The 16569-nt window shown below is 33.9% G+C and carries 13 protein-coding genes and 1 pseudogene; 5 read left to right on the plus strand and 9 right to left on the minus strand.

The features are described from left to right. The 7 genes and pseudogenes from AB8B65_RS10935 to AB8B65_RS10965 form a co-directional block, all read right to left on the minus strand. Window positions 1-318 (minus strand): annotated as a pseudogene (locus AB8B65_RS10935) (OmpH family outer membrane protein); the annotation flags it as partial. Window positions 319-619: 301 nt separating this feature from the next. Next, the gene (locus AB8B65_RS10940; protein WP_405301032.1) at window positions 620-1462 is read right to left on the minus strand and encodes a class I SAM-dependent methyltransferase; all 843 of its coding nucleotides are present in this window, start codon (window positions 1460-1462) and stop codon (window positions 620-622) included. 47 nt (window positions 1463-1509) lie between these two features. Then, window positions 1510-2073 (minus strand): hypothetical protein, encoded by a 564-nt coding sequence (locus AB8B65_RS10945; RefSeq protein WP_405301033.1) that lies wholly within the window; start codon window positions 2071-2073, stop codon window positions 1510-1512. A gap of 43 nt (window positions 2074-2116) precedes the next feature. Continuing rightward, window positions 2117-2968, minus strand: a complete 852-nt coding sequence (locus AB8B65_RS10950) for a GNAT family N-acetyltransferase (protein WP_405301035.1) — start codon at window positions 2966-2968, stop codon at window positions 2117-2119. 34 nt (window positions 2969-3002) lie between these two features. After that, window positions 3003-4874 (minus strand): tRNA uridine-5-carboxymethylaminomethyl(34) synthesis enzyme MnmG, encoded by a 1872-nt coding sequence (gene mnmG / locus AB8B65_RS10955; RefSeq protein WP_405301036.1) that lies wholly within the window; start codon window positions 4872-4874, stop codon window positions 3003-3005. Between the two features lie 48 nt (window positions 4875-4922). After that, complete coding sequence (ybeY, locus tag AB8B65_RS10960; protein WP_405301037.1) at window positions 4923-5345, minus strand: rRNA maturation RNase YbeY; 423 nt, start codon at window positions 5343-5345, stop codon at window positions 4923-4925. Continuing rightward, window positions 5338-8721 (minus strand): DUF4175 family protein, encoded by a 3384-nt coding sequence (locus tag AB8B65_RS10965; protein ID WP_405301038.1) that lies wholly within the window; start codon window positions 8719-8721, stop codon window positions 5338-5340. Before AB8B65_RS10965 ends, ybeY begins: the two co-directional genes overlap by 8 nt. Before the next feature lie 155 nt (window positions 8722-8876). Between AB8B65_RS10965 and AB8B65_RS10970 the strand changes: the two genes are divergently transcribed. Continuing rightward, window positions 8877-9704: a transporter gene (locus AB8B65_RS10970; RefSeq protein WP_405301039.1), complete on the plus strand. Its 828-nt coding sequence runs from the start codon at window positions 8877-8879 to the stop codon at window positions 9702-9704. Here AB8B65_RS10970 and AB8B65_RS10975 read toward each other — a convergent pair. Next, a complete protein-coding gene (locus AB8B65_RS10975) occupies window positions 9701-10441 on the minus strand; it encodes a class I SAM-dependent methyltransferase (RefSeq protein ID WP_405301040.1) in 741 nt (246 codons plus the stop codon). The two genes, AB8B65_RS10970 and AB8B65_RS10975, sit on opposite strands and share 4 nt — an antisense overlap. Before the next feature lie 199 nt (window positions 10442-10640). On the opposite strand from AB8B65_RS10975, the gene AB8B65_RS10980 reads away from it, so the two are divergent. From AB8B65_RS10980 to gltX, 3 genes are all read left to right on the plus strand, one after another. Beyond that, window positions 10641-11681 carry an alkane 1-monooxygenase gene (locus AB8B65_RS10980; RefSeq protein ID WP_405301041.1) on the plus strand — a complete coding sequence of 347 codons (1041 nt, stop codon included), beginning with the start codon at window positions 10641-10643 and terminating at the stop codon, window positions 11679-11681. A 151-nt stretch (window positions 11682-11832) separates the two neighbouring features. Continuing rightward, window positions 11833-13782 (plus strand): T9SS type A sorting domain-containing protein, encoded by a 1950-nt coding sequence (locus AB8B65_RS10985; RefSeq protein WP_405301043.1) that lies wholly within the window; start codon window positions 11833-11835, stop codon window positions 13780-13782. Window positions 13783-13920: 138 nt separating this feature from the next. Next, entirely contained in the window at window positions 13921-15432 is a 1512-nt protein-coding gene (gene gltX, locus AB8B65_RS10990; protein WP_405301044.1) for a glutamate--tRNA ligase, read from the plus strand. An 85-nt stretch (window positions 15433-15517) separates the two neighbouring features. On the opposite strand, the gene AB8B65_RS10995 is transcribed toward gltX, so the two are convergent. Further along, the gene (locus AB8B65_RS10995; protein WP_405301046.1) at window positions 15518-16168 is read right to left on the minus strand and encodes an outer membrane beta-barrel protein; all 651 of its coding nucleotides are present in this window, start codon (window positions 16166-16168) and stop codon (window positions 15518-15520) included. 93 nt (window positions 16169-16261) lie between these two features. On the opposite strand from AB8B65_RS10995, the gene AB8B65_RS11000 reads away from it, so the two are divergent. Further along, window positions 16262-16569 (plus strand): SPFH domain-containing protein (locus AB8B65_RS11000; RefSeq protein ID WP_405301047.1); only part of this gene is annotated, 308 nt, incomplete at its 3' end.

Genomic DNA, 16569 nt, shown 5'->3' on the forward strand with positions numbered 1-16569 from the left:
ACGATTTTGCTCAATTTTAATTTGCTGATCTAAACGTTCACCCAATTGCTGAATTTGAACTGATAATTCTTGTTGCTTTTTTGGAGAGGCTTTTGCTGCTTTTTGTTGCGCTTGTTTCAATTCGAGATTGAACATTTGCGACAAGCTATCTTTTCGTTTTGTAAAACCTTCAACGCGTTTTGTAAAAACGGCTTCTAAATCTTTTTTCTCTTGGTATTCATTAATTAATTCAGTGTTGTCTACAAAACCAATTTTTACAGGTTTCTCACATGAATAAAATGCCAATACAGCAATTCCTAAAACAAGTAGTTTTTTCATTTGTATCTTTTTTGTTGTTATTTATCGTTTTTCAGAAAATTGACAAATCGACATCTTTCCGCTTTTGTCATTTTCGTTCCGCAAAAATAGAAATAAAGTTTACATAACAAATTGTGAAGTTTAGATGATTTTTCACGAAAAACAGTTCTATAAGAAAAATTTATAATTCAAAAACACAGTATAAACATCACTTATTGAAATTCGTCTTTTTTATTAGGTGTTTTAAGTCGTTTCACAAAATAGCAATCACATTACATAGTTTCAAGCTAAAACTATGCTTAAAATAGCTTAAAATGTGTTTTTAGTTGTTTTTTATGACGTAAATGAGTGAAGAATACTCCGAAGAAGAGATCGCTTTAAAGTTTGACACAAATCCTCTGTAAAATCCTTTGATTGGATTCATTTTGCCTGTTTTGTGTTTTTCGGAAAGTAAACTCACATAATACGCATCAAACTTCATGGGTAGGATTTTTACTACTTTTAAGTTTTCTTTCCCAAAAAGTGATTTGATTGATTGTTGTGAGAAATGCCATAAGTGTCGAGGAACATCATACGCCGCCCAAAGTTCTTTATAATGTGTTGCGTCGTGACTTTTAAAATTTGGAACTGCAACAAAGATACTTCCGTTTGGTTTGATGATTCTCTTTAAAGTTTGAATCTGTTCCTCTAAATTAGGAACATGTTCTAATACATGCCACATGGTTATTGCATCAAAACTATTATCGGCAATTTCAGAAAGCCAATCGTTCGTATGAATTTCTATTGCTGTTTTTTCAGCAGCAATTTTTCGTGCTTGTGCATCTGGTTCAATTCCGGCAATGTCCCATTTGTATTTTTTTGCCATTGCTAAAAAGTCTCCTGTTCCGCAACCAATGTCTAATACTTTTTTAGTATCACTTTTTGTGTGTGTGTCAACGATAGACATTTTTTTAGAAAGCATATACGTACGAACCCAATGATACATTTTTTCAAACAAGTTTCTCTTGGCGTCGGTATGCGAAATATAATCTTCGCTTTCGTAATAGGAAGCTAATTTGTCCAAACTTGGTTGTGGTTCGGTTGTGTACATTTCTAAAGCTTCATTAAAAATCAACTGGAATTCTTCGCCCGAAACAGAATGATCTTTTACCGTGATATTCTCCATTTTTGTATTGCTTCTATTTTTATATTGAATTGTTCCACGTGGAACAATTAGTTCTTATTGATTATAAAATTCAATTCCTTTACAGAACCTATTCGTTGATATTCGTCCATTAACTCAACTAAATATCTTTCTACAATTGATCTGTGAATTGATGCTTCTTTTAAACTATCTGCTTCCATATCACTTTCAACATACACTGCTACATAATGGAATTCGTATTCGTCAACTTGGATATCTTCATTAAATCCTGTATTCAAAGAATTATTAATTGCTCTATTGACAACAGGTGATAATAAGTTTAAAGTTTTCTCTTGTGATTTTACAGTATAAAACGTCATTAAAAAACGAGTTTCATTTATAGAAACCGGTATGTTTTGTAAATAACTATCATCATCTGCATTTAATTTGTAACTAATAAATGCTGTAAGGTCGCTTTCGCTTAGATGATTTAAAAAGATAAAATGATTTGATTTCCCTAGACTCTTTTTTAATTTCTTTCCTTCAATGATAGAATATCCAATTTCAGTTATTTCCGGAACTTTTTTTATAGTGATACAGTTTGTAAGAGCTAAAACTAAAATGAAGATTGCAATACGTTTTATAGATTTCATAATTAAATATTTTTTTGAAGCAGTGACAAAAACCAAACCAAAATTAAGAGTTATTAAACTGAGCCGAGTCGAAGTCAAAACTCATATCGTATTGATCAATGTAATTATCAAAATTCATTCTTTCAAAAAAATCATGAATCGTTGTATTTACAGTATCAATATTTATAATATTATAATTTCCTGTTGGTAATCCTGAAAATAAAATTTCACCTAAAAGATTCCAGTTATTTTCCTTTGCTCCTAGTCTATGTATTCTTTTTGAGTTTTTATGAAAAATTAAATACGCTACAATTTCATTTCCATCAAAAACCGTAATTGAAATTAAACTTTCTTTATACTTTTCTAAACAATGATCTTGATTTTCTATAGATGGAAAATAGTTTTCTAAATGTTTAAAATCGTCAAAATAAAAATCAGTAGTAACGTTAACTTTTAGTTCAGATTTGATTTCAACTTGTTCCCAATTGAGTTTGTACAACTTATAGTGTCGGTCAATATTAAAACCCACTTTTTGATAGGCTAAAATTGCACGTTCGTTTTTAGTAATACATTCTAAGGTGCTTTTTTGAATTCCATTTTCTTGTAACGCTGTAATTGCTTTTGCATATAATTTGGTAAGCAAACCTTGTCTTCTGTGCGATGGAATTACGCCTGTAGAAGCATTGTATGCAACTTTAGTTTCTCCATAATAATTAATTGCATGAATAATAAAACCCACTAATTTCTTTCCATCAAAAACACCAAACGATAAACTGTAATCTACTCCAGAAGCTGTCCATCTTTCGTTTACATATTCTTCTGTAAAATTGATAGGAACAAAGTAATCTGAGAACGCAAAATTCAACGTAGAAACGATCTCATAAATTGCTGTATTTTCTAATGATTTTATTTCCATTGGGAGAATTGTTCCACGTGGAACAATTAAAAATTTATCTATTTAAATACACTAACATGACACTAATATCACTTGGAGAAACTCCACTAATTCGAGAAGCCTGTGATAAGTTTACAGGACGAATTTTTGATAATTTCTGACGCGCTTCCATAGAGAGATTTGTTAATCCATCATACTCAAAATCAGCTGGAATTTTTACACGCTCTAGGTTGTTTAATTTGTCTGCATTACTTTTTTCTTTATTAATGTAACCCGCATATTTCACTTGAACTTCTGTCTGTTCTAAAACGTCCTTTCCTAAGTTATGCTCTTCAATAAAGTTAGAAACAGAAGCCACTTGTCTCATATCATCCATGCTAATATTTGGACGTGAGAATATTTTAAACATCTTGTCTTGTTGCTTTACTTTAGCTGAATTCTTAGCTTCTAAAACCGGATTAATCTCAGCAGGTTTTACACTCGTATTTTTGAAGAATTGGATAAACGCATCCGAGTTGGTTTTCTTTTGTTCCATCGCGCGTAATCGTTCTAAACTAGCCAAACCTAACTTGTGTCCGACTGGTGTTAAACGAAAGTCTGCATTGTCTTGACGAAGCAACGTTCTGTACTCTGCGCGAGACGTAAACATTCTATATGGCTCTTCTGTTCCTTTCGTGATTAAATCATCAATTAAAACACCAATATATGCTTCGTTCCTTTTTAGAATAAATGATTCTTTTTCTTGTACCTGAAGTGCTGCATTTATTCCTGCCATTAGTCCTTGCGAGGCAGCTTCTTCATATCCTGTAGTTCCATTAATTTGTCCAGCAAAAAATAATCCATCCACCAATTTAGTTTCTAGTGTATGCTTTAATTGTGTTGGCGGAAAGTAATCGTATTCAATTGCATATCCAGGTCTAAAAAACTTTACATTTTCAAAACCTGCTACTGAGCTTAATGCTTTAAATTGTACATCTTCTGGAAGTGAAGTTGAAAATCCATTTACATATACTTCAACCGTATTCCAACCTTCTGGTTCTACAAATAATTGGTGGCGATCTTTATCTGCAAAACGATTTATTTTATCTTCTATCGAAGGACAATATCTTGGTCCAATGGATTGAATTCTTCCATTGAACATTGGCGATCTGTCAAAACCTTCACGCAATAAATTGTGTACTTCTGGAGATGTATATGTCATGTGACATGCACGTTGATTTTCTAAAGGTTTCGTTGCTTTTAGATACGAGAATTTATCAGGTATTTCATCACCAGGTTGAATGATCATTTTAGAATAGTCTAATGATCTTCCATCTACTCGTGGTGGCGTTCCTGTTTTCATTCTTCCCGATTCAAAACCGAGTGCAACCAATTCTTCCGTAATTCCAGTTGCAGCTCTTTCTCCTGCTCTTCCTCCACCAAAATTTTTATCTCCAATATGGATCAGTCCATTTAGGAAAGTTCCGTTAGTAAGGACAACCGTTTTGGATCGTATTTCTAATCCTAAAGAGGTTTTTACACCTTTTATTTTTCCGTTTTCAATGATTAAACCGCGCACCATTTCTTGATAGAAATCTAGGTTTTTGGTTCGTTCTAACATCAAGCGCCATTCTTCTGCAAAACGCATGCGATCACTTTGGGCACGTGGCGACCACATTGCTGGTCCTTTAGACTTGTTCAACATTTTAAATTGAATGGCAGAGTTATCGGTAACAATTCCGCTGTAACCTCCAAGCGCATCAATTTCACGCACAATTTGTCCTTTGGCAATTCCGCCCATTGCGGGATTACAAGACATTTGGGCAATGTTTTGTAAGTTCATCGTAACTAGCAACGTTTTGCTTCCCATATTCGCAGCAGCAGCAGCAGCTTCAGATCCTGCGTGTCCTGCGCCAACTACGATAACATCATATTCCGTATTAAACATATCTTAACGATTGATATTCGGTTTCTTTTTCAGTTTTTATACTCGTATTTAAGATTGTTCCACGTGGAACATTTGCAATTTTTCGTTTTCTTTCTCCGTCATTTTTGCTTGATCTGCATCCGTTTTATCTTTGTATCCGCAGTAGTGCAAAACTCCGTGAACCATCACGCGGCGCAGTTCTTCTTCTGTAGAAACACCAAAATCTTTGGCATTGTCTGCAACACGTTCTACAGAGATAAATATGTCTCCGTGCAATTCACTTCCAACAGAATTATCAAAACTAATGATGTCCGTAAGCGTATCATGGTTTAAGAATTCTACATTTAATTTATGCAGATATTCATCATCACAAAAGATATAGCTTATATCACCTTCGCGCTTGTCTTCAGACTCAATTACTTTGCTAATCCATTGTTCTATTTGCGCTTCGTTTGGAAGTTCAAATTGGGTTTCATAATGAAAACTAATCATCCTTTTTCTTGAAATACTCTTGTACTTTCTTTTTATAATTATTCCGCAAAGGTAATACTTGTCGGTTTAATATTTCAATTTGATTGAAATACTGTCGCACATCAGGCATTTTTTCGTTTGTAGTATTGTTAAAATCTTTTCGATTTGTAGTAGATTCTCGTTTGTTTTCTTTCTCTTGTTCAAAGGCAGCTTTGTCCAGTTTTTGGAGTTGGTACTTAAGTTCTACCATCTTTTTCATGGTTTCATCATTGAATCCTTTTTCAAGTAATTCAGTTTCCACTTGCTCCATTTGCTTCAATAATTCCTTTGCTTGTGGATCATTGATTTTTTCCCCGTATTTGTTTTTTAGTTGCTTTTCTAATTGATTGCGCAATGCTTGTTGTTGCTTAAAGATATCGTATAGTTTTCCCGATTCGCTTTCGTCTCCACTACCCGATCCGCCACCTTGTTGACCGTTTTCGCCATCTTTTCCATCTTTGCCACCTTTGCCTTTGTCGCCTTTTTCTTTGCCACCTTCTTTTCCACCTTTCCCGTCTTTACCTTGTCCTTCTTGCTTTTTTGTTCCTTTCTCCATTTGCTTGTTAAGCTCATCTTGCGATTGAATGATATCTGGCAACTGAAATCCTTTTCCTTGTCCTTGATTTTGTCCACTTTTCCCGACTCCTTGATTTCCTTGACCTTGTCCAGAACCCATACTTTGGTTCATGTTGTCTAACGCGCCACTTAAGAAATCTGCGAGTTTGTTTGTAGACGTTAATGCGTACTGTTGTGCGGCAACGCCTCTGTAGACATTATTCTCCGCTAATTGCTCAAGCGATTTGTCAATATTGTAGTAGATTTCAGTGATTTCTCCATTGATACGTTCCGAAATTGTAGGCTGACGTAATGATAATGCAAATAAACTATCGTCCACATGTTCAAACATTTTACGCAGTTCTTTTTGGCGTTTGAGCTTTCCTGCATATCCAGCGTTTGTATTGTCAATTTCCTCAAAGGTTTTCATTAAATTTTCTTCATCAAAAGAGAATAAAAGTAGATTGTCTAGAATTTGACGCAACATTTCGGCATCTTCTTTTATACTTTCTTGTCCACTCATTTGCATCGACGTTTGCATACTTTTGCTCATACGCTGCATTTTTTGAGCAGCTTTCTTTTGTTTTTGCTTTGCGCTTTTTTTGTTTTCGCTTTTTTGTTGTTCACTTGGCGAATCTTCACTTTTTTCTAGATCGTCCGTTGCATCTTGCTGATCTTGCTTTACATCTTCTTCGTCATTTTTGTTTCGTTCAAGATCTAATGGTTTTTTTAGCGCATTGTTTTCTTTATCTAATTCGTCCATTTGCTTTTGCAAACCTTCAAATTTTTTATTGAGTTCTTCCTGCTTTTCTTTCGTATTTTCGTCACCATCTTTTTTAGAAAGTTCTTCTTGTTCTTTGGCAAGTTCTCCTAATTCTTTTTGAATTTTCTCCGCCTTTTTGGTTACATAATAACGCTTTGTTAGTTCAAGAATTTGTTGTAGATTCTTTTTATTATTTTGTTGTTGCTTGCCAAGTTCATCAAGTTTTTCCTGCAACTCTTCTTCACTAATTTTTTCAGCTAGTTTTTTTAGCTCTTCCATTAGCTTTTCATTCTTCTCCAATTCTTTTTGCTGACGTTCTAAACGTTCTTTCAACAACTCTTTGTCTTCATCTTCTATTGTTTCTTCCTTTTGAAAATCTTCTAAGTTTTGTTGCAATTGCTTTGAGAATTTTTCCATCATTTGATCGCTTTGTTCTTGTCGTTGCAAGAATTTTTCAAGCTTTTTGCGATCGTTGAAATTAAGCTCACTTTTTTCTTTTTGATTTTGCGATATCTTTTTAAGTTCGTCTTGTTGCTTTTGGAGTTTTTCTAAAGATTTATCTAAGTCTTTGATGGTTTCATTTTGCTGTTGCAATTGTTCGGTTTGCAATTCCGTATCTGTCAACTTGCGATAGTTGAATATTTCACTTTTGACACTTTTTCCACCGCGAATTCCATCGTTATCTGTAAGTTGAAAGTAAAATTCATAATTTACGCCTTTTGCCAATTCTAAGTTACCAGGAAATGTATATTGAAACTGGTCAATGTTTGATTTGCTGATTGGAATGTTTTCTCTGGATTTGCTCACGCCATTTTCTGCGGCATAGTATACTAATTGCAACTTTCTTAATCCGTAATCGTCTGAAACTTGTCCTAAGAAATACAGCGTTCGTTGGTCAACGGTATCACGTTTTGACTGTAAATCCATTTTTGGGTATTCATCTTTGATGACATTGATATTAAAACCAAGATTTTCATAGTTTTTGAGTTCTGAATTACTCGTACTTATTTGATAATCAAGTCTTTGATATATTTTTTGTTCCAGTTTAAAGTCATTCGCTTCTTTACCAAACGTATACGTAGTATCTTTTGAAATTAACTCTAGTTTCTCCGTTTGTTTGGCTTTGGCTTCCCAAGTGATTTTTGTGCCTTCGGGAATGGTTGCATTACCTGTACTTTTTAAAACCTCATCTTTGCGTTTGGTATACGCAGGATAATCTAATACCATTTGAAAGTTGACTAACGAAGGTACTTTTACCACGTTTAGCGTGTACGGTTTTGAAGTGACATCGTTTGCAGTGAACGTAAAAGTTGTTGCTTCTTTTGGTTGTGTAAATGTATATTCGAACATTCCTACACCTTTGTTTTGAAGAAAATACGTTTCGTCACCTAGTTTTATTTGCACTTCTTCTGGAATGATGTCTCCGAGTGTTTGCACCTGTAATTTGTAGGCTTGATTTTCTATTGCTTGTAAGCTGTCATTTACCACAATAAATTGAAATGGCGCTGGCGGTTCATAATCCGTTTGGTAGTTTACGACACGTTCATAACTTTTACTGAATAGTGAGCTGTTTCCAGAAATCCACACAAATAATATGATGGCTAATGGTAAGATCGCATATTTTACGTATTTGACATTTTTTTTGAAGTTGATTGCTACTTGAAACGGAATTGGTTGCAGTTCTTCTGATTTTTGTTCGATACTTGCCAATAGCAATTCAGATTCCTGAGACGTTTCAGACAATTGCAACACGTTCAATAGTTTATCGCTTACTTCTGGGAAATGATTCCCAATAATTGTAGACGCTTCTTTGAAACTGATTCCTTTTTGTAGTTTAAACAGTTTTGTTAATGGTAGCACAATAAATTTCGCGAAAAGCGACACTTCTACCAGAATGAAAATCCAAAATAAAGCGGTTCTTGCACCTGTTGATAGCCATAGAAAATGTTCCACCAAAAGTGTAATTATAAAGTATAAGAGACCGATGCTAAAGAATAATATCGTTCCTTTGATAAGTTCGTTTGTGTAGTACTTGGTCACAAACTGACTTAGTTTTTTTTGTATTTGTTCGTATGCATTCATCATATAACTGCTAAAAATAACATATTTACGCAATTAATAGTATAGATGAGTTGTTAAAGATTGTGTAAGATTTTTTAAAAAGTTGCTACTAAGCCATCATAAACAAGCTAATTATGAAAAATTTATATACAATTATTGCGCTTTTAGGTTCCAGTTTTTTGTTTGCACAGAGTCCTTGGACACAAGAAAAAGGCAAGTTTTATACACAATTATCGTTTACTACGATTTCAAATTATGATGAAGTTTTTGGTGATCCTGATTATCAAATTGATCGAGAAACTACCGACAATACACTACAATTGTATGGAGAATACGGCATAACGAATAAAACGACTTTGCTTGTAAATGTTCCTATAAAGTTAATAAAAACAGGTGACGCAATTAGCGGAACTGGTTTTGCAGCCGCAGATTCGCAAACAGCTTTCGGAAATGTTTCCGTTGGTTTGAGACATCAATTTTATACTAAGAAATGGATTGTTTCAGGACAGTTAAATGTGGAAGCTAATACAGGAACTTTTGAAGCTGCTTCTGGAATTAGAACCGGACAAGACGCTTGGAGCTTTACGCCTACTGTTAATATTGGACGCAGTTTTGAGAAGTTTTATGTGCAAGCATTTACAGGAATTGATTTGAGAACGAACGATTACAGCAATAATTTTAAAATTGGTGGCGAAATAGGAACCAAAGTACATTCAAAAATTTGGTTGATTGGTTTTGTAGATATCGTCAATTCTTTTAACGATGGCGACGTAAATTTACCTTTCCGTAATATTGGAACTGCTTTGTATGTAAATAATCAAGAATACAGTGCTTTTGGACTGAAAGCCGTTGGAGAAATTAATAACTCGTTTGGTGGAATTTTGAGTTTTGGTGGTGCATTTTCTGGAAATAATGTTGCCAAACAAGCGGCTGTAACTGTTGGTTTGTATCATAAGTTTTAAACCTGTTTTTGAAATAGATAGTTCGGGTTTTTGTCTATGAATCGATAATTTTTGTGCTGTTTCATTTCTTTCATAAACGTCGTGCTGCCAAACGGAGAATCGTCCATTGAGTCATCAAATAGAATGAATCCTGAAGCCATTAAATGTTTGTCTACATTCTCAAAATCTCTTTTTACATATTCATATTCATGGTTGCCATCGATGTACGCAAATGCTATTTGTGTTCCTAATTGAACCGTTTGGTTGAAAATGTCTTTTGCTATTATTTTTTTATCATATTCAGCAAAAAACTCATCAGAAGTTAACTGAAAAGAATGTGGTAAATTGTTTTTATGTAAAAATTGAATACTATGGATAAAGTTGTTTTTCATGTAGTTGGAATACGCTTCTCGCGAAATATCTTTACGACCATCAATCGTATTGGATTCAGTTCCAAATCGATCATCAGCACCTTCATAAATCCATGGATCACAGTTGATTAATTTTTCAATACGATCATTTTTTTGCAATAAATGGAGCATTAAATTCGTTGACAATCCGCCATACGAACCAATTTCTACCACAACTCCATTAGAAGGCATATTTTTTAGTGCGTACTCCATTAAATAGATATTGCCTTTGTGTAACATATCGGCACCAATTACAAGACTTTTGAGTCGTTGAATGAAAATATCTTCTTCAATTCCTTTAATTTTTGGTGTAAAAAGTATTCTTTTTATTTTTTTTAGAAGTGTCATTCTGAGTTTTAAAATTATTGCAAGTGTAACAAGAATTTCTGTTTTTACATTATAACGTAGCTTATTTTAGGGAAAAAATTAAGTTCTAGGGTAAAATTAAAAGAATCTATGAAAATGTCAACAAAGAATTGATGAAGTTTTAAATACATGTCAATAAAAAAATAGTAAATTTAATAGATTGAAATCTAGAATTGAAAAAATGAAAGACTTAAAATATTTGGCAGCATTTTCTACGCCACTAGTTGCTGTACTAGCTTTATACTTAAGAGGATATTATACATTTTTAACGCCAATATATGCTTTTGGAATGATTCCGATTATGGAATTGATCTTTTCTCAAAACACCAAAAACTTATCAGAAGAAGAAGTCGAAAAAAAATCAGCAAATCATCTTTTTAATTGGATGTTATATTTAAATATCCCTATCGTTTTCGGATTATTAATCTTCACTTTATGGAATGTTTCTACAGGAATGTATGCAACCTACGAACTTATCGGATTGATCTTTTCTACAGGAATTGTGTTAGGTTCAAACGGAATTAATGTCGCACACGAATTAGGTCACAGAAAAACACAATATGAACAAATGATGGCAAAGCTTTTATTGCTTCCATCCATGTATATGCACTTTTTTGTAGAACATAATTTTGGACATCATTTACATGCCGCAACAAAGGAAGATCCGGCAACGGCACGCTACAATCAAGTTGTATATTCGTTTTGGTGTACCTCAACAATTCGACAATATATAAAAGCATGGAAAATTCAAAGAAACTTACGTCAACGTGGAAAATTTTCTTTCTTCTCGTTTAAAAATAATATGTTTTGGTTTTCGCTACTGCAGATTTCCTATTTGGCTATTGTATTTTATTTCTTGGGAACACTAACTTTTGTTTTTGCTACTGTAAGTGCTGTAGTTAGTTTTTTATTGTTAGAAACCATCAATTACATAGAACATTACGGATTGCTGAGAAAAAAATTGGCTTCTGGACGTTACGAACGTCTGCGTGAAATTCACTCTTGGAATTCCAATCACACCATTGGACGCATTGTTTTATATGAGCTCACACGCCATAGCGATCATCATTACAAAGCTTCTAAAAAGTATCAACTCTTAGACTGTCACGAAAAAAGTCCGCAAATGCCTTTTGGCTATCCAACGTCAATGGTACTGGCTTTAATTCCACCTTTATGGTTTAAAGTGATGAATAAACGCATCCCAAGTGAAATGATTTCCTAAGTGTTTTTCCTGTAACACTTACGGTTTTTCTATACTATTTTCTTAAGGTAAAACACTTCTACAATCTTAGTGCTTTACTTCTACCCTATTGTTTTGTACTGGCGCATCTTTGCTTTGAAATAAATTAATAGAAACTTAAACATTTTACATTATGAAAAACACAATTACTTTGTGTTTACTCCTTTTTTATGGAGTAAGCTTTGCACAATTCTGTGAAGATTTTAACGATCAGAATATCTCAAATTGGAATGGCGTTGCCGCTGGCGCTAACACAGCAGATCCTTTAGGACCAAGCGGAAATTCTGATGACTTCTTTTTACATTCGTATGATGCTTCTGGTTCGTCATACATTTACAACGACGTAGATTATGGTGGCGATTGGCGCGAATACAACGGACAATGTTTATGCTGGGATTTTCAAGTAATTGAAGATGGTGGTTTAGGCGAGCCTCTATCTCCAAGGTTAATTATTTATAGCGGATCACCAACAAGTCCTACAGCTGCGGCAACTTTTGTAGCAACTGTACAAACTGTTGAGGACGGCGGTTGGGTACATGTATGTGCACCAATTGAAACTTGTGAAGGAGCAGGTTTGCCTTCTAATGCAAACGGAGAATGGGTAATGTCTGGCGGATTAGAGTGTGACGATTGGAACACTTTATTAAGCAATATTGATGGAATTCGTTTTTACTTAGACTTAACTTCAAGTCCAACGGAAGAATATGGGTATGATAATATTTGTATTCAAGATTGTGATATTCAAGGTGGAGAACCAAACAATGAAGGTGCATTTTGTTGTGAAGGTGACAACTTGGTAGAAAATGGAAACTTTGAAAATGGTGTTAACGGATTTAACAGCGATTATACAGAAGACGCAAGTTTATATCCTGGTGCATACAACGTTTCTGACGATGCTAGCATTTTTGGAACAACAGTTACAGATCATTCTGCATGTGTAGACCCTGAACAATACAGCGATAATAAAGACTTCTTATTAGTAAACGGTCGTACAACACAACCAGCTGGAACTTCTAGTGTTATTTGGGAACAAAGCATCCAAATTGATTTTGAAAAAACATACAAATTCTGTGCAAACTTTAAAGATTTGCCGCAATGTACATTCAACATTAAGCCAGAAATTCGTTTGGAAGTAAACGGACAATTATACGACTGGATTACAATTGATACCAACAGTGACGATCCATGTGACTGGCAACAAATTTCAGAATGCTTTGAAGGTGAAAATGATGTATTAGACATTAAAATTCACTTAAAAGAAGATGGTTTAGGTGATGGAAATGACTTGGCAATTGACGATATTTCATTACAAGCAAAATTAGATCAAAACCTTAACATTAGTATATTACACCAAGGAAATCCACAACAACTAACAGGATCTATAAATAGTATTGATACTACTGATGATGCTTTACTTGTAGGCGATATTTGTACAGAGCAAAACAGTGGATATCAATATACATGGTTTGTATATGAATTAGAATATTCTTCTTTCCCATTCACAAATCCAGTAGATTTTATCAATATGGTTCCTGATACATTTGCATGGTCTAGTAATATTGGAGGATTCAACAATCAATTACCAACTTCTGCAAATCCAGTTTGGGGACTTACCACAACATTTCCTAACTATAACTTTGAGCACAACAAACTATATGTAATTGGATTGTACGTTCCTTCTTGTTGCGATAGTTGCTACGATGAAGCTTGGTCATACCAAATTACATTAAGTACATTAAATAGTGATTCTGGTACACCATTGAATGTTTTCACAACAGAAGTAAAAGATCATTTACGTTCGTTATTTGTTATGGGCGAATCACAAAGTGGAACGCTTGGACGAGAAGAAGCGGATTTAATCAACTTTAACATGTTTCCAAATCCAACTTCAGATGTATTACGATTCAATAGTGACGAACCAATTGTTGCTTATCAAATTACTGACATCACCGGGAAATTGGTACAAAGCAAAGCGGTGGAAGTTTCAGAAATTGATGTATCACAATTAAGTGACAACATGTATTTCTTAACGGTTACAACTGCATCTGGTATAAAGCACACAGAGAAATTTATTAAAAAATAATTAGTTCTTATAAAAAATAGCATTTTCTCTCAACTTGCTGATTATTCGAAACCCTCAAGGCTAAAAACTTTGAGGGTTTCACTTTTGCAATTGTATTATTTTTACATTTGCACTTTATAACCATTTACTTAAAATTCTATGACTAAAAAAGTTCGTGTTCGTTTTGCACCAAGTCCAACAGGACCATTACACATTGGAGGCGTTAGGACTGCCTTATTTAATTACTTATTCGCCAAAAAACATGGCGGTGATTTTGTATTGCGTATTGAAGATACAGATCAAAACAGATTTGTAGAAGGTGCGGAAAAATATATCATAGAAGCGTTAGAATGGTGCGGAATTCCGTTTGATGAAGGTGTTGGAAAAGATGGCGGATTTGGGCCGTACAGACAAAGTGAACGCAAGCATTTGTACAAACAATATGCCGATCAACTGATTGAAAAAGGAGATGCATATTACGCATTTGATACTGCTGAATCTTTGGATGCGATTAGAAAAGAACTGGAAGCAGAGAAAAAAACATTCATCTATAATTGGCACAATCGTTTAGCGCTTTCAAATTCTTTATCGCTTTCGGCGGAAGAAGTAAATGCAAAGTTAGACGCTGGTAAACCGTATGTAATTCGTTACAAATCGCCACAAGATGAAACCTTGCATTTAAAAGATGTAGTTCGCGGCGATGTAAAGATTGACACTAATATTTTAGATGATAAAGTTTTATATAAAAGTGATGGAATGCCAACCTATCATTTGGCAAATATTGTAGACGATCATTTAATGGAAATTACGCATGTAATTCGTGGAGAAGAATGGTTGCCTTCGTTAGCGTTGCACTATTTATTATATCGTTCGTTTGAATGGGAAGCGCCTATTTTTGCACATTTACCATTAATTTTAAAACCAACAGGAAAAGGAAAATTGAGCAAGCGTGATGGCGCAAAGTTTGGTTTCCCGGTATTTCCTTCGGAGTGGCATGATAAGAAAGAAGATCAATTGTACATGGGATTCAAAGATGAAGGATATTTTTCGGATGCATTAATCAATTTCTTAGTCTTTTTAGGATGGAACCCAGGAACGGAACAAGAGATGTTTAGTTTAGATGAATTGGTTCAAGAATTTGAATTAGAGCGTATTATTAAAAGAGGTGCACGATTCGATATTAAAAAAGCAGATTGGTTCAACCAACAATACATGCAGCTAAAATCTAACGAAAGTTTGGCAATTGCTTTTAAAGAAAGTCGATCGGAATTGGCTGATATAGACGTGAATTATATTGAAATGGTGGTCGAATTGATTAAAGAAAGAGCTTCATTCACCAAAGATTTATGGAATTTAAGTCACTTTTTCTTTGCAGCGCCAACAGAATTTGATCCAAAAGCACAGAAAAAGGCATTAAAAGAAGGTACAGGAGATATTTTAAACAAACTAGTAGAAATTATAAATGCTACAGACGATTATAGCGTAGAAAGCTTGCAAACCAATATTAAAGGCTGGATTACAAGCAATGAAATTGGTTTTGGGAAAGTAATGCAACCATTACGTTTTGCATTGGCTGGCGCATTAAGCGGACCCGATTTATTTCAAATTATGTTTATGATTGGAAAGCAAGAAACCATCAAACGTATTGAGAAGGTGATTGAGATGCTTTAAAAAATTATGAGATGCTGAATCAAGTTCAGCATGACGTAAAGTATATAAAAAAAAGAGTGCCATTCAGCGCTCTTTTTTGTGTTAATTACAAATAGAAAGTAGCTAAAACGCTCAACTGTTCTATATTTCCTTCTAATTTTTTATTGTCTACTGTCAGTTTATTTAAAACATTGGAAAATCCATATTCGTATTGCAAGGAAACTTTAAACGATTGAAATCCTGCCGAAATTCCTATAATTCCCATCAGATTTATACGTGATGTTTGGCGCGCATCTTTGGCTGTAAAAGTATCATATCCTTGTAAAATATAATCTTCAAAAGTGCTGTCTATTTCAAATTTATCCGAAAACTGAAACGCTGGACCAAACTCTACGCTCAAATGTTTTTCAATAATTTTATAACTTCCCAACACACCAACTTTTGCAGCGAGTAAGCTAAACGGAATTTCTACATTGGTTGCCAACAAGTTTTCACGACCTAATACATTTAATTCGTGAAAGTTAAGATGTAAAAAATACACCATATCAAAATGTCTTCCAACGGTTCCACGTGTAGACAATCCGGCTTGAAAACCAATTGATTTTGTGGTTGTTAAGTCATTAGTTCGAATATCAAATTGATGAAATCCTGCGGAAATTCCGAGGCGATTATAGCTGTCATAACGACCTTGCGAAAAAGATTTTGTAACAAAAAGTAGTGTGATAGCTACTAATACTAAGTAAGTAGGTTTTTGCATTTGAGAATACTTTACATTTAAAGTTCTCAAAAGTATCCTTTTTTTACTCAAAAAAAATTATTTTTATATTCTAACATTTTAAAACTACAAATTATGCCAATAAGTCCATACTACATTGTTGCAGGAGTACTAGCTCTTATTATTTTTCTAGGAACATTTTTTATTGTAAAACAACAAACTGCCGCCGTTGTAGAGCGTTTTGGACGTTTTCATAGCATTCGTCAGTCAGGGTTACAACTAAAAATTCCGTTAATGGACAGAATTGCAGGAAAATTAAGTTTAAAAATCCAGCAATTAGACGTTATTATTGAAACAAAAACGAAAGATGATGTATTTGTCCGTTTAAAAGTTTCAGTTCAATATAAAGTAATCAAACTTAAAGTAGAAGATGCTTTTTATAA

It is taken from the genome of Kordia sp., assembly GCF_045105435.1.
Lineage (GTDB): Bacteria > Bacteroidota > Bacteroidia > Flavobacteriales > Flavobacteriaceae > Kordia.